Source organism: Desulfoplanes sp. PS50 (genome assembly GCF_053851535.1).
Genome location: NZ_JBSPZA010000008.1, coordinates 1 through 13,235 on the forward strand (window position 1 = coordinate 1; position 13,235 = coordinate 13,235).

The window sequence follows — 13,235 nt, forward strand, 5'->3', positions numbered from 1 at the left end:
CCAGGGGCTGGACGGGATTTACTCTCTGAAACGACTCTCCAACGTCTGACCACGGATACTTGTGGAGAGCTCGCAGTCTCCATGCGCAAGCATATAGGTTGCGCATGGTTTTTTGCGTCCAAAATTCAGGGGCGCGGAACTATCCGGGTTGTATCTGGGTCGGGAAGGATGATTTTTTGTCCTGTCCTCTATCGCGGTTATCTCCGAACGAGGTTCGTGAGGGTTCGAGATGGAGATAGCGCGTTGAATGAGGGAGGAGAGCTGGATGAAAAACATAGTTTGCCTGTCCCCACTGTCTTTTCTTCTGGGCATGCCCTGGCGTTGGTTTTGTAGCGGGTATCCTTTGGGAAGAGCGCTGCTTTCGGATACGAAAACGGATGGAGAAGGTTTTGCCGAGCCTGGGCTCGGCAACTTTCACGCGCACAGTTTTTTCAGACTCTGTCTCCAGGAAAGATAGGCTGCCCGCTCCCTTTTTTTATGGCTTCTCGACCTTCACGAACGAGGCGAACCGGGGCTTGCCGGTTTTGGAAAATCCGTAATGCTTGAAGGTGATTACGGCTCCGATACGTGGGGCATAGTGGCGTTCGCTTATGGAAAAACCCGTGCCAAGGTTGAAGATTACTCCGTTTTCCAGCTTCACGGTCAGGCTGCCCATGAGGCCTGCTAATTTTCCCTTGCCCGGGTTGTGGCCGATGACCTCGCCCTTCATGTATTCGATATGCTTGAGTTTGAGGACCCGCTGCTCGCTGCCGTCCCGGTAGGGGATGGTCGGGTCCTTGATGATCACGCCCTCGCCGTCGTTTTTGGCTATCTTTTCGAGAAAGCGCTGGACGTGCTCATGGCCGGTACAGGTTGTTTGGGGGATGATTTGGACATGCTCGACCTCGTGCTCGTTGAACCACATACGGGCCTTGGTCAGGCGGGTGGGAAAATCACCAGGGGCATGGGGGACCTCGAAGATGTTGTAGGAGATATTGCGCCATCCCGAAGACGGGGTGTCGTCCATGACCGTGCATTGGACACTCGCAAAATTTCCGTGTCCTGCCCAGAGTTCGCCGTCCAGCTCGAATGGAGGGAGGTTGTTCAAGAACCATGAGGGAGCGTGAATGACATTGCCTTCCCGGGTGAGCAATCGCTGCCCGTCCCAGTAGCCGCGGATGCCGTCGAGTTTTTCACTCATGGACCAGCCCTTGATGTTTTCGTTGCCGTGGTAGGTCTCGGGTGTCTGGAGTTCCGGGGAAAGGGCTGAAACGGGAGGCGCGAAGAGGAGGAGCAGGTAGAGTGAGGTGAGCAGGGGGAGGGAGATGCTGGTGACAAGGCGGTCGGACTTCATAGTTCCTCCAGTGTTTGTTGGTCGGGGTGGGGAGAAGGAGGTTTTGTTGTGATGCGATAAAACGGAATTGATCGGTCCGGTAGCATACTGGGACGGGTGTTGTCACTCAAAGAGAAGGATGGAGCCCGAGGAGTTTTTCAAAGGAGGGAGGATGGTGAAAGGGACTTTGCCCCAGAATCGTCAGCAGTATTCTATCCTGCATGTTCGCAAAAAAAAGGACGTCTTGTTCAGGACGTCCCTTTTTATCTGGTTTGTGCAACGCATAAAAAAATTTCTGCCACAGGGGTTATGGCAAGGTCATGTCTCCGGGGGCGATCCACCCTTTTTTCCGCATATATTCGGCTATGATAAGTGAGATGATTGCCGGGAGCACGAAGTGGAGGGCAATGATTCCGGTCCAGCCGCCTTGGCCCATGACCTCCAGGGTGGCGAATTGACCGACCAGGCCGCTGGTGCCCATGCCCGCGCCGATCTTGTTGTTGGTCATGTGAAACACAGTGGTTGCCAAAGGACCGAGCAGGGCCGAGGCAATGATTGAGGGAATCCAGATGCGGGGATTTTTGATGATGTTCGGGATCTGGAGCATGGAGGTGCCCAGTCCCTGGGCGATGAGGCCGCTGAACCGGTTTTCCCGATAGCTGATCACGGCGAATCCGATCATCTGGCAGGCGCATCCCACAGTGGCTGCTCCGGCCGCCAGTCCGTGCAGGCCCAGGGAAATGGCAATGGCCGCGCTGCTGATGGGCAGGGTCAGAAACATGCCCATGAGAACGGCAACAACTATGCCCATGGGCAACGGGTGAAGCTGGGTGGCCATGTTGATGATCCCGCCCAGCCAGGTCATGAGCTGAACCACACAGGGGCCGACCATGTGTCCGACCAACCCGCCGACCAGAATGGTTCCCGCCGGAACCAGAACAATATCCACCTTGGTTCTTCCGCTGATGAGCTTGGCAAATTCAGCCCCGGCCCATGCCGCGACCAGGGCGCCTACCGGTTCCCCAATGGCCAGGCCGATACCTGTTCCCTGAAAGATAACGGTTTTGGCCCCGATGGCCCCGGTGACCAGGGATGCATATAATCCCAGGGGTGATTTCTGCCCGGTACCCAGGCTGGCAGCGACACCTATGCCGATCGCCGGCCCCATAAGATACTGGGCGATCTGGCCGAATTGAACGAGCAGGGGGATGCCGGCCATGTTGCCGATCTGCTTGAGGATCAGGCCGATGATCAGAGAGGCGAACAATCCATGGGCCATGCCGTTGAGCATGAGGATGAAGTATTCGCGGACATGGATTTTTTGTAAGGGATTCGATGTCATGGGATTTGAGGGTTGAGGTTGGCCCGATGGGGCGGGCGATTCATGAGTGAAACGGCTCGATGTTATAAACTATCCCAACTCGTGATCACCGGCAAGTGCCAGCTGCTGCTGGGGTGTCGATCAATGTTTCAGATACAAAAAAAGGGACGCGAGCGTCCCTTTTTTGCATTTGATTTAAACCATTCAAGTCTACTGGCCGACGGTCGCCCAGGCAGGAAGCTGGGAAAGATCCACGCCCCAGATCAGGGGAACGCCGTAGATAATGGCTGCAGTGATCACCAGTGTACCGATGATGTTCAGCCAGATTCCGGCCTTGGCCATTTGGGGTATGGTCAGACATCCGCTGCCAAAGACCACGGCATTGGGAGGGGTGGCCACCGGAAGCATGAAGGCAAAGGACGCGGAAACACAGCCGGCGATGATTGGACCGAAGGGATGGATGCTCAGGGCCACGGCGGCGCTGCCCATGATCGGGACGAGGAGGGTTGCGGTTGCCGTGTTGGAAGTGATTTCCGTGAGGAAGATGACCATCAAAACAACAATGCCGATGAAGATGACCATGTTGACCCCCTGAAGTCCGGTCAACTGGGTGGCCAGCCAGACGGCCAGGCCGGATTTGGAGAATCCGTTGGCCAGGGCCAGGCCACCGCCAAAGAGAAGGATGATGTCCCAGGGAATTTTAACGGCCGTTGGCCAGTCGAGCAAAAACTCGCGCTTGGCAAAATTGCTCGGGGTGATGAAGAGAAAACCCGCCCCGAGAATACCGATGGTCGCGTCATGTACATACCTGAGAGCGGGAATATCCAGAAAACCCCGGCAGATCCAGAAGGTGCAGACAAAAGCGCCGATGATCAGAATCTTTTTTTCTTCGGGAGTGGTTTTGCCCAGTTTGGCCAATTCCTCCTGGATATACTCCTTGCCCCCTTCAAGGACGTTGCCCTTGAGGGTGAAAAGGACCTTGGTCAGCAGCAACCAGGCAATGGCGATCATGATGACGGCCAGGGGAACGCCGAAAAGCATCCAGTCAAAGAAAGAAATGCTCTGTCCGTACATCTTGTCCATCATGCCCACCATGACCACGTTGGGCGGGGTGCCGATGATTGTGGCCACGCCGCCGATGGATGCGGAGTAGGCGATCCCGAGCATCAAGGCGATGCCGAAGGGATTCGAGAGGGGGACGCCGGCGTGGATATCTGCACGGGCCCCTTCACTGGCTTTTTTGACGACAGCCAACCCGATGGGGACCATCATCATGGCTGTGGCCGTGTTGCTCACCCACATGGAGAGAAAGGCCGTGGCGATCATGAACCCGAGGACAAGTTTGCCCGGACTGGTACCGACCAGGTTGACGATATGCATGGCAATGCGCTTGTGCAGATTCCATTTTTCCATGGTCACGGCGATAAAAAAACCACCCATGAACAAATAAATCAAATGGTTGGCATAGGGAGCCGTGGCGGCTGCGGATTTCATGATCCCGAGCAGGGGAAACAGGGCGATGGGCAAAAGGGATGTTGCCGGCAGGGGAATGGCCTCGGTGATCCACCAGACCGCCATGAGAACGGTGACGGCAGCGACCTTGAGGGCCTCTGGTTTCATGCCTTCGGGAAGCGGCATGAACAGGACGAGAAAGAATAGAATGGGGCCAAGAAAAAAGCCGGTTTTCTCCCGCATATGATGCATGAACATTCTCCCGTGATTGTTTTTTTTCCTGTTTATGAAATCGATCGTTTGATCCAGCCCATGGACAAGAAAGGGTAATGGTGACAGAAAATCATGCCAAAAGAGAGTCTTTGCCCTCAAATTGCTCACGTTTTGTATCGTTTTTAGGTCAACGGTTGTATTGCTGCGTGAGTGGGAAGATCACATGAAGTCACATATCAGTTTTAACCAATCGGAAGGATATATATTTTTTGAAGTTTGAAGGGAGAGGATCTGCTGCCCTTGTGGTAGGGACGTTGTCGATACGATCAAAAAACTGGAGTGAAAACATAATTGAAACAAGATGGTTATCCATTTCAAAGAAAGATTTTCATCGTTTGTTTGTTGAGGTGTTGATGGGGAGACGAACGCGCGTAGGGTGTTTTACCGTTTGTCTGGGATTACATACCGTTGACCGGCTCATCAAGGGAGCCTTTTCGGTTGTTTTACCTCTGGGGATGTGTCAACAGATGTTGTGAATAAATTCATGATATTGACCATATGCCCGTTGTATTCAAAGTGTGGCCCAGGAAAGGCAAGTGGGCACGCTAAGCGGTTGCACATCTGGACGGAGGCGCCGTTTGAAGGTATCCCTTCCCCGTAAAGAGAGGGCTTATGAGCGATCAGACATTTGAACCACGCATAGCTGCGTTTTTGTGCAATTGGTGTTCTTACGGGGCTGCGGATCTGGCCGGGGTCGGGCGAATGGCCTATCCGGCAAATATCAGGATCATCCGTATCCCCTGCACCGGGGGCATGAAACCCGATTACATCCTCCAGGCCTTCCGTCGCGGAGTGGACGGGGTCTGGGTCTCGGGCTGACATCCGGGCGAATGTCACTACATCAGTGGCAATCTCTACGCCAGACGGCGGTTCGCCGTCTTCAAAAATCTTTTGGAATATATCGGGATCGAACCCCGGCGGTTGCAGTTTTCCTGGATTTCCTCGGCGGAATCCACCAAATTTCAGAAAACCGCTCAGGATGTTGTGGAAACCATACGCGCACTCGGGCCGAATACCCGGCTCATCAAGGATATCAGGACGACTGGATGATGCGAGAACGAGAAGCGAAAATCCGTGAAACCGCCAGGGACTTGCTGACCAAGGGCACAGTGGACTGCGTGATCGGCTATGAGGCCGGGACCATTCCCCTGCGGGCCAGGCCGGTCTGCATCACCCGGTCCGACGACGTGGACCGCCTCTGCTGGACAGGGTTTTGTACGGGCAATCTGTCCAAGTATCTCATCGGCAGGAAGGACAAGGTCGGGATCGTGGCCCAGGGATGCGTCAGCCGAAACATTGTCGGCCTGATTCAGGAAGGTCAGGTGGACCGCGACAAGGTTGTGATCATCGGGGTCCCCTGTCTGGGCATGCTCGATTACCGCAAGATCGAGGCCCGGCTGCCGGGAAAGGATGTGCGCACCGTTGCTGAGGACGGAGAGATGATCCGCATCGAGGGACCCGGTTTTTCCGAGGAAGTTCCCAGAAATCATCTCAAACGGGATAATTGCACCACCTGCATGCACAGGAATCCGGTCCTTGCCGATATTTTGGCCGCGGACCCGGTTGAGGAAACCGCGGGCGGCGACCTGGACAAGGTGGCCGCGCCCTGGGAGTCTCTTGACGCGGCCGGCAGGTGGGAGGCCTTCACCTCAAATTTCGCCTCCTGCATCCGCTGTTACGCCTGCAGAGATGTCTGTCCGCTGTGTTATTGCTCGGTCTGTTTCGTGGACGAGGCCTCTCCCCAATGGTGCGGCAAGACCCTGGAAGAGGGTGACGTGGCCACGTTCCATCTTCTGCGGGCCTTTCACTGCGCCGGACGGTGTACGGACTGCGGGGCCTGTGAGTCGGTCTGCCCCATGAATATCTCGATGCGCCGGCTGACCAGCAAGATTGAAAAGGACATCCGCGGGCTCTATGGATACGAACCCGGCATGGATATAAATGCCAAACCGCCCATGACCGTGTTTCAGCCCAATGATCCGGAAGATTTCATCAGCTGATGATTTTCTGGAAGGGCTCGTGTGCTGCCGGATTTTTCCGGTGTGCCCTGTTTCTCTTATGCAAGGATGACAGCTTCTCATGACAGATAAGATACTCCCCAAGACACGGATCAATGCTTTTCTGGAAACGCTGCAGGATGGCCGCGACGTCTATGCCCCGGTGGTCCGCGACAAGGCGTTGGTCTGGGACAGAGTGACCAACGCCGAAGAGCTCGTGTTCGAGTTTCAGAACACGGATCTCTCGCCCAAGGAGTTCTTTTTCCCCCAGGACGAGTGCATGATGCGTTTTGTCAACCGCCCCAATCGGGACGAGGATGCGAACGAAGCAGAATCACCCCGGGGAATGGTTTTCAGGGAGGTCGCTCCTGCAGCCGGGGAACGGGTCCTTCTGAATATCCGGCCCTGTGACGCCCGGGCGTTTTGTGTCCTTGACCGCATTTTCTGTCAGGACGAGCTGACCCATGATGTCTACTGGTCGGACAAGCGGGCCAAAACCATTCTGATCGGACTGGCCTGCAACGATCCCTGTGCAACCTGTTTTTGCACCTCCATGCAATGTGGTCCCCATCATGAAGAGGGGCTGGATCTGCTTCTGGTCGATCTGGGGGAGCGTTTTCTGGTCCGGGTGCTCAGCGGCAGGGGGGAATCCCTGGTCAGGAATCTGGATCCTGCCGGGGAGGATGACAGGACCCAGGCCGTCGAGCTCAAGGCAAAGGCCGAGAATGCCATGTCCCCGGGACCTTCCACCGGGCATCTGGCCTCGGCCGATGTGCTCGGACTGTACAACGCGCCGTTCTGGGAAGAGGTCGCGCTTTCCTGCCTCAATTGCGGCACCTGTACCTTTTGTTGTCCCACCTGCCATTGTTTCGACATCCAGGACGAGGTCCAGGGGGATGCTGGACGCAGAATCCGCATCTGGGACAGCTGCATGAGCTGGCTGTTCACCCAGCATGCCTCCGGGCACAATCCCAGGTCGACCAAGACGGACAGGGTCCGGCAACGGTTCATGCACAAATTTTCCTACATCCCGGTCCGCCGTGACGGTGCCATGGGCTGTGTAGGCTGCGGCCGCTGTGTCCGCCTCTGTCCGGTAAATATCGATGTGCGCGAGGTTGTCCGACTGATGAATGATTTTGCGGGATCAGCAGAAGAAGAATAAAAAAAAGTAAAGTGCGCAGGGCAGGAGAGTGCGCAGTGCACAGTGCAGGAGAGTGCGCAGTGCACAGTACGCAGGTCTTGGCACGGCACATATTGATGGTAGAGACAGCTTTTGCTCTCGGGCTTCGAATCGGGGGCTTTTGTATCGCGTAACCTTCGGCACCCAGGTTTTTAACTGCGCACTGCGTACTGCGTAATATGTACTGTGTACTATGTACTGTGTACTGTATACTTTTTTTTGTGCACTGCGCGCATTAACCAATTTTTTCAGGAACTATATGCACAATCCCTATCTTCCCTATCCCGTGCGTATCGACAAGGTGGTCGTTGAGACCGAGGATCGGCAGCTGCGATCTTTTTGGTTCGAATTTCTCGACGAGGAGCACGCCCGGGCCTTCAACCATTTTCCGGGGCAGTTTGCTGAATTGAGCATTGCCGGGTACGGTGAGATTCCCATAGGCATTGCCTCGAGTCCCACCGAAGGAGACAAACTCCTGTTCACGGTCAATCGGGCGGGCAAGGTGACCACGCGGCTGCACAATATGGGGGAGGGCGAAATCATGGGCATCCGCGGCCCCCTGGGAACGAGCTATCCCCTTCAGGAAAATCGGGGCAAGAACATCGTCATCGTGGCCGGGGGCTTTGCCGTGACCACCCTGCGCGCGACCATGCACTGGCTCCTGCATCCGGACAACCGCAAGGATTACGGAACCATCGATTTCATCTACGGGGCCAGAACCCCGGGAATGCTGCTGTACCGGGACGAGCTGAAAGAGTGGCAGGAACGCGATGACGTCCGCTGTCACATCACCATTGACCGCGAGGCCGAGGGCTGGGACGGACTGGTGGGATTCGTGCCGACCATTGCCGAGCAGGCCGAACCCGATCCGGACAATGCCATCGCCCTGATCTGCGGCCCCCCGATCATGATCAAGTTCACCCAGCCGGTCTTCGACAAGATGGGCTGGACCGGAGATCAGATCTTCATGAGCCTGGAAAACCGGATGAAGTGCGGCATCGGCATCTGCGGCCGGTGCAACGTGGGTCCGTATTACGTGTGCAAGGACGGCCCGGTCTTCTCCAAGACCCAGCTGGACGGGCTGCCGCAGGATTATTGATGCCTGACGGGGTTTTCCGGGAGACCTTCCGGCTGACCGGACAGTGACTTATGAGCAGAGGCCCGCATGCTTGTACACGGGCAAGCGGTTGTTTCTTCCGACAAAACCCCTTGACGCCTTCCCTTCGTTTGGCTAGCTACTGTTCTATCTTTTACCGAACATCCGAGAATATCATGACCTCCGGTTACGCTTTCTTTTTTATGTTTTCCTTTTTTAGCGGCTTTTTTACAGAGTCCGTCGGGAGAGGATGCGTGTAGCGTTACAGGAGCATACCAAAAACATCCAAACCATGGGCGGACGCAATCAAGCGAACCCATGGTTTTTTTGTGGCTCAAGGGCTGTGGGTTTGTATCCGCAGCCCTTTTTTTATGGGGCGGCTACGGTTCGGGAAAAATCCTCGCCAGGTATGCTCCGTGATTTCCATACTTCTCTGCCAACCATCTTTTAACCAAGGAGCGTGTCCCATGTCGTTTCGAACAACCTGCATCGCGACCCTGTTGCTGGTCCTGATCCTTGCGCCAAATTACGTTTTAGCCAAATCCGTGTACAAGATTGGAGGGATTTTTTCCTCCACGGGCCGGGCCTCGTTTCTGGGCGATCCCGAAAAAAAGACCATGGAGATGATGGTTGAAAGGATCAATGCCTCCGGAGGGATCGACGGACACATGCTCGAGGCGGTCATCTACGATTCCGAGGGTGATCCGGCCAAGGCAGTCAGCGCGGTGAACAAGCTGATCCACAAGGACAAGGTTCTGGCCATCATCGGACCCTCCACCACTCCTGCGACCATGGCCGTGGTCAATTTTGCCCAGCGGGCCCGGGTTCCGTTGATCAGCTGTGCGGCCGGGGTTGCGATCACCTCCCCGGTTAAGCCCTGGGTCTTCAAGACGGCCCAGAGCGATCTTCTGGCCGTGGCCGCCATGTATGATCACATGCAGGCCCGGGGGATCAAGATGATCGGCATTCTCACCGTATCCAATTCCTTTGGGGAGAGCGGTAAACAGCAGCTCGAGAGTCAGGCCGCAGACAACGGGATCGAGATCGTCCGGGCTGAGAGTTTCGGGGCCAAGGATACCGATACCACGGCCCAGCTGACCAAGATCAAGGCGGCCTCGCCCCAGGCCATCGTCTGCTGGGGAACCAATCCCGGGCCGGCCGTTGTGGCCAGGAACGTCAGCCAGCTGAACATCGACATCCCCCTGTACCAGAGTCACGGGGTGGCCTCGCCCAAGTTCATCGAGCTGGCCGGTGATTCGGCCGAGGGGATCGTTCTTCCCACAGGCAAGATTCTGGTCATTGACCTTCTCGACGACACCGATCCCCAGAAAAAGATTCTCATGGAGTACCGGGCCGCATACACCAAGGCACACGGCGGTCACGTCTCCGGGTTCGGCGGCTATGCTTTCGACGCCATGAACCTCCTGGTCCGGGCCCTCGAGGGATGCGGCGGGGACACGAACAAGATCCGCGAGGCCCTGGAAAACATACCTCCCTATCTGGGGGCCACGGGTGAATTCAGGTTTTCTGCCAAGGATCACAACGGATTGTCCCCCGAGGCCTTTGTCATGGTCGAGATCGAGAACGGGACCTGGAAATTGATTCCGTAATCTTCCCGGGTGACCGTCATGGATCACCAGATGCATGTAGGGGCACGGCGCGCCGTGCACAGTACACAGTACATAGTGCGCAGTGCACAGTGCGCAGTAAGCAGTTAAGACTCGACATCATCCCGGATCAATTCCAGGTTGACATCTTCGTCCAGTCCTAAAAACGAGTTGTCACTTTTTGGTTTTTCTCTGCGCACTGCGTACTGTGTACTGTGTACAGCCTATCGCGCACTGCGCACTTTATCTGTCTTCTGTCGAATATTTTACATTAGAAACCGGATACCTCATGCAGGAAATCATCCAGTATCTTTTTTCAGGCATCACCACCGGGGCCATTTATGCGGTCATCGCCGTGGGCATTTCCATGCTCTACAGCTCCACGGAGCTGATCAATTTCGCCCATGGGGAGTTCGTCATGCTCGGGGCCATGGCCATGGTCACCCTGTGGGTCAGGATGGGGCTTCCCCTGCCTGTGGCCTTTGTGGGCGCGGTTGCCCTCGGGTGCGTGGCCGGGCTGCTTTTCGAACGATTGGCCATCCGGACCGCCCGGACTCCCCAGCCCATTGTGCTGGTCATCATCACGGTGGGGGCGTCCATCTTTTTGCGCGGAACCGGGATGATCGTCTGGGGCAAGGACCCGCACAGCGTTCCCCCGTTTTCCGGGAATGAATCCATCGAGATTGCCGGAGCTTCTCTGCTTCCCCAGTCCATATGGATCGTTCTGGCCGCCCTTGTCCTGGCCGGAGGTATTCATTTCTTTTTCACCAGGAGTCTGACCGGCAAGGCCATGGTTGCCTCGGCGGTCAACCGCAAGGGAGCCTGGCTCACCGGGATTCCCTCGGAAAAGATGGGGGTCCTGGCATTTATCCTGAGCACGGGAAGCGGGGCCCTGGCCGGGATCTGCATCGCCCCCATCACCATGAGCAGCTATGATATGGGCACCATTCTCGGGCTCAAGGGATTTTGTGCGGCCATGATCGGCGGCCTGGGGAGCCTCTGGGGGGCCTTTGCCGGGGGGATTCTTCTCGGCGTGCTCGAGTCCCTGGGGGCCGGGCTGATCTCGTCGGGACTCAAGGACGCCATCGCCTTCATCATGCTCCTTCTGATCCTCTACCTGCGCCCCGGTGGCCTGTTTACGGCCGGGGAGAGCAAACGGTTCTGATATGAATATCTCAAGAAACTGCATGGAATACACCCTGTTTCTGGGGGCGATCATCGGCTGTTCGGTCCTGGTGGAGAACACCTATTATCTGCAGATTCTGACCTTCATCGGGATCAACACCCTGCTTGCCCTGGGGCTGAACATGCTCATGGGATACGCGGGTCAGGTCTCCCTGGGACATGCGGCCTTCTATGGGATCGGGGCCTACACAACGGCCATTTTGTCCGGAACCTATGGTCTCTCTCCCTGGTTGGCACTGATCTGCGCGGTGGCCTGTGCCGTGTGCATCGCCTTTGTGGTGGGCATGCCCACCCTCAAGCTGTCCGGGTATTATCTGGGCATGGGCACCCTCGGGTTCGGGATGATCGTGACCATTGTGCTCAGGGAATGGTCCGATGTCACCGGCGGCGCCTCGGGATTCGTGGGCATCCCCGTGCTCGAGGCCGGGCCTGTCTCGTTCATGGTCGAGAGCAATTATTTTCTGCTTGTCTGGTTCATTGTGCTGATGGCGGTCATTCTCTGCCGGCGTATTTTGGGCTCCCGCATGGGTCGGGGTCTGCGGGCCATCCACGACGGGGAGAACGCGGCCCGGGCCGTGGGCGTGAATACCCACGCACTCAAGTTGCAGATTTTCATGTTCAGCGCGGCACTGGGTGCGGTGGCCGGGTTCCTGTATGCCCATTTTGTCTTGTTCATCAGCCCGGAATCCTTCGGGTTCATGGTTTCAGTGAAGATTGTGACCATGGTGGTCATCGGCGGCATGGCAAGTGTCTGGGGGGCCTTTCTGGGGGCCTCGCTGCTGACTCTTCTGCCAGAGGTTCTGCACGGGTTCGCCGAGTACGAAATGATCGTCTTTGGATTGGTTCTCATGGTGGTCATGATCTTCATGCCCCAGGGGCTGACCCGGGGGATTCTGGACCTCTGCGCGCGTTCGAGGAGGAGGTCATGACAACTCAGGTGATGACGAATCACGACATGGGCAGCCGGGAGCGCGGCCCCCTGCTCGAAGTCCGTTCCCTGACCAAGACCTTCGGCGGGGTCACGGCCCAGGAGGACATCTCCTTTTGCATCGATTCCTCTGCAGTCTGCGGTCTGATCGGACCCAACGGCGCGGGCAAGACCACGCTGTTCAACATGATCACGGGGATCTACAAGCCGGACAAGGGGGATGTGATCTTCAAGGGGAAATCCGTGCGTCATCTGGCCGTTCACGACCGTGTCCGGGCCGGGATCGCCCGCACCTTCCAGCATGTGGAGCTTTTTGGAAGCATGACACTTCTGGAGAATATTCTTGTCGGCATGCACGTACGTACGAAAAGCGGATTCTGGGGAGCGGTGACCCGGCTGCCCTGGGTACTGCGCGAGGAGCGTTCGTCACGGGAAAAGGGAATGGCCTTGCTGGAGTTCATCGGGCTGGCGGATTACGCCCACCGGCCGGCCGGGGATCTGCCCGTGGGGAGGCAGAAGATGGCCGAGATCGCCCGGGGTCTGGCCTCGGAACCGGCATTGCTTCTTCTGGACGAACCCGCTGCAGGACTCAATCCTGTGGAAACGGACGAATTGGGAATCCTGATCCGCAAGGTCAAGGACCAGGGCGTGGCCATGATGCTCGTGGAACACGACATGAGTCTGGCCATGACCGTGTCTGACAAGGTCATTGTTCTGGATCGGGGGCGCAAACTGGCCGAGGGCTCTCCACGAGAGATCCAGGAAAACGCGGATGTCCTCGAGGCCTATCTGGGCCGATAACAAATCGTAGGGCACCACCCTGTGGCTGCCTTTGAGAAGATTTGGTCCCTATCCGGCCATGTCGAGAAGGGGCACAGCGCGCC

Annotated in this window: 11 protein-coding genes; 8 read left to right on the forward strand and 3 right to left on the reverse strand. The window is 56.7% G+C overall.

The features are described from left to right. Window positions 1–475: 475 nt before the first annotated feature. The 3 genes from ACTVJH_RS05130 to ACTVJH_RS05140 all read right to left on the reverse strand — a co-directional run bounded on the left by ACTVJH_RS05130 (window position 476) and on the right by ACTVJH_RS05140 (window position 4,337). Window positions 476–1,333: a DNA ligase gene (locus tag ACTVJH_RS05130; protein ID WP_455988147.1), complete on the reverse strand. Its 858-nt coding sequence runs from the start codon at window positions 1,331–1,333 to the stop codon at window positions 476–478. 286 nt (window positions 1,334–1,619) lie between these two features. Further along, complete coding sequence (locus ACTVJH_RS05135; RefSeq protein ID WP_455988149.1) at window positions 1,620–2,654, reverse strand: PTS transporter subunit IIC; 1,035 nt, start codon at window positions 2,652–2,654, stop codon at window positions 1,620–1,622. A gap of 189 nt (window positions 2,655–2,843) precedes the next feature. Next, on the reverse strand, window positions 2,844–4,337 hold the full coding sequence (locus ACTVJH_RS05140; protein WP_455988151.1) for an SLC13 family permease: 1,494 nt from the start codon (window positions 4,335–4,337) through the stop codon (window positions 2,844–2,846). Window positions 4,338–4,970: 633 nt separating this feature from the next. Between ACTVJH_RS05140 and ACTVJH_RS05145 the strand changes: the two genes are divergently transcribed. The 8 genes from ACTVJH_RS05145 (at window position 4,971) to ACTVJH_RS05180 (ending at window position 13,152) form a co-directional block, all read left to right on the forward strand. Then, window positions 4,971–5,408, forward strand: coding sequence for a hydrogenase iron-sulfur subunit (locus tag ACTVJH_RS05145; RefSeq protein ID WP_455988153.1), 438 nt, complete (start codon window positions 4,971–4,973; stop codon window positions 5,406–5,408). Continuing rightward, window positions 5,405–6,358: a hypothetical protein gene (locus tag ACTVJH_RS05150; protein WP_455988155.1), complete on the forward strand. Its 954-nt coding sequence runs from the start codon at window positions 5,405–5,407 to the stop codon at window positions 6,356–6,358. The genes ACTVJH_RS05145 and ACTVJH_RS05150 overlap by 4 nt, the downstream gene beginning before the upstream one ends. A gap of 79 nt (window positions 6,359–6,437) precedes the next feature. Next, window positions 6,438–7,517, forward strand: coding sequence for a 4Fe-4S dicluster domain-containing protein (locus tag ACTVJH_RS05155; RefSeq protein WP_455988157.1), 1,080 nt, complete (start codon window positions 6,438–6,440; stop codon window positions 7,515–7,517). Between the two features lie 277 nt (window positions 7,518–7,794). Next, a complete protein-coding gene (locus ACTVJH_RS05160) occupies window positions 7,795–8,634 on the forward strand; it encodes an FAD/NAD(P)-binding protein (RefSeq protein WP_455988159.1) in 840 nt (279 codons plus the stop codon). Window positions 8,635–9,098: 464 nt separating this feature from the next. Next, complete coding sequence (locus ACTVJH_RS05165; protein ID WP_455988161.1) at window positions 9,099–10,241, forward strand: ABC transporter substrate-binding protein; 1,143 nt, start codon at window positions 9,099–9,101, stop codon at window positions 10,239–10,241. 286 nt (window positions 10,242–10,527) lie between these two features. Next, on the forward strand, window positions 10,528–11,403 hold the full coding sequence (locus ACTVJH_RS05170) for a branched-chain amino acid ABC transporter permease (protein ID WP_455988163.1): 876 nt from the start codon (window positions 10,528–10,530) through the stop codon (window positions 11,401–11,403). 1 nt (window position 11,404) lies between these two features. Further along, complete coding sequence (locus ACTVJH_RS05175) at window positions 11,405–12,352, forward strand: branched-chain amino acid ABC transporter permease (RefSeq protein ID WP_455988165.1); 948 nt, start codon at window positions 11,405–11,407, stop codon at window positions 12,350–12,352. Then, window positions 12,349–13,152, forward strand: a complete 804-nt coding sequence (locus ACTVJH_RS05180) for an ABC transporter ATP-binding protein (RefSeq protein ID WP_455988167.1) — start codon at window positions 12,349–12,351, stop codon at window positions 13,150–13,152. Before ACTVJH_RS05175 ends, ACTVJH_RS05180 begins: the two co-directional genes overlap by 4 nt. Window positions 13,153–13,235 lie beyond the last annotated feature (83 nt).

Bases quoted from the DNA above. Each gene is read 5' to 3' on its own strand.
- ACTVJH_RS05130 (WP_455988147.1), bottom strand. From the start codon at position 1,333: ATGAAGTCCGACCGCCTTGTCACCAGCATCTCCCTCCCCCTGCTCACC.
- ACTVJH_RS05135 (WP_455988149.1), bottom strand. From the start codon at position 2,654: ATGACATCGAATCCCTTACAAAAAATCCATGTCCGCGAATACTTCATC.
- ACTVJH_RS05140 (WP_455988151.1), bottom strand. From the start codon at position 4,337: ATGCATCATATGCGGGAGAAAACCGGCTTTTTTCTTGGCCCCATTCTA.
- ACTVJH_RS05150 (WP_455988155.1), top strand. From the start codon at position 5,405: ATGATGCGAGAACGAGAAGCGAAAATCCGTGAAACCGCCAGGGACTTG.
- ACTVJH_RS05155 (WP_455988157.1), top strand. From the start codon at position 6,438: ATGACAGATAAGATACTCCCCAAGACACGGATCAATGCTTTTCTGGAA.
- ACTVJH_RS05160 (WP_455988159.1), top strand. From the start codon at position 7,795: ATGCACAATCCCTATCTTCCCTATCCCGTGCGTATCGACAAGGTGGTC.
- ACTVJH_RS05165 (WP_455988161.1), top strand. From the start codon at position 9,099: ATGTCGTTTCGAACAACCTGCATCGCGACCCTGTTGCTGGTCCTGATC.
- ACTVJH_RS05170 (WP_455988163.1), top strand. From the start codon at position 10,528: ATGCAGGAAATCATCCAGTATCTTTTTTCAGGCATCACCACCGGGGCC.
- ACTVJH_RS05175 (WP_455988165.1), top strand. From the start codon at position 11,405: ATGAATATCTCAAGAAACTGCATGGAATACACCCTGTTTCTGGGGGCG.
- ACTVJH_RS05180 (WP_455988167.1), top strand. From the start codon at position 12,349: ATGACAACTCAGGTGATGACGAATCACGACATGGGCAGCCGGGAGCGC.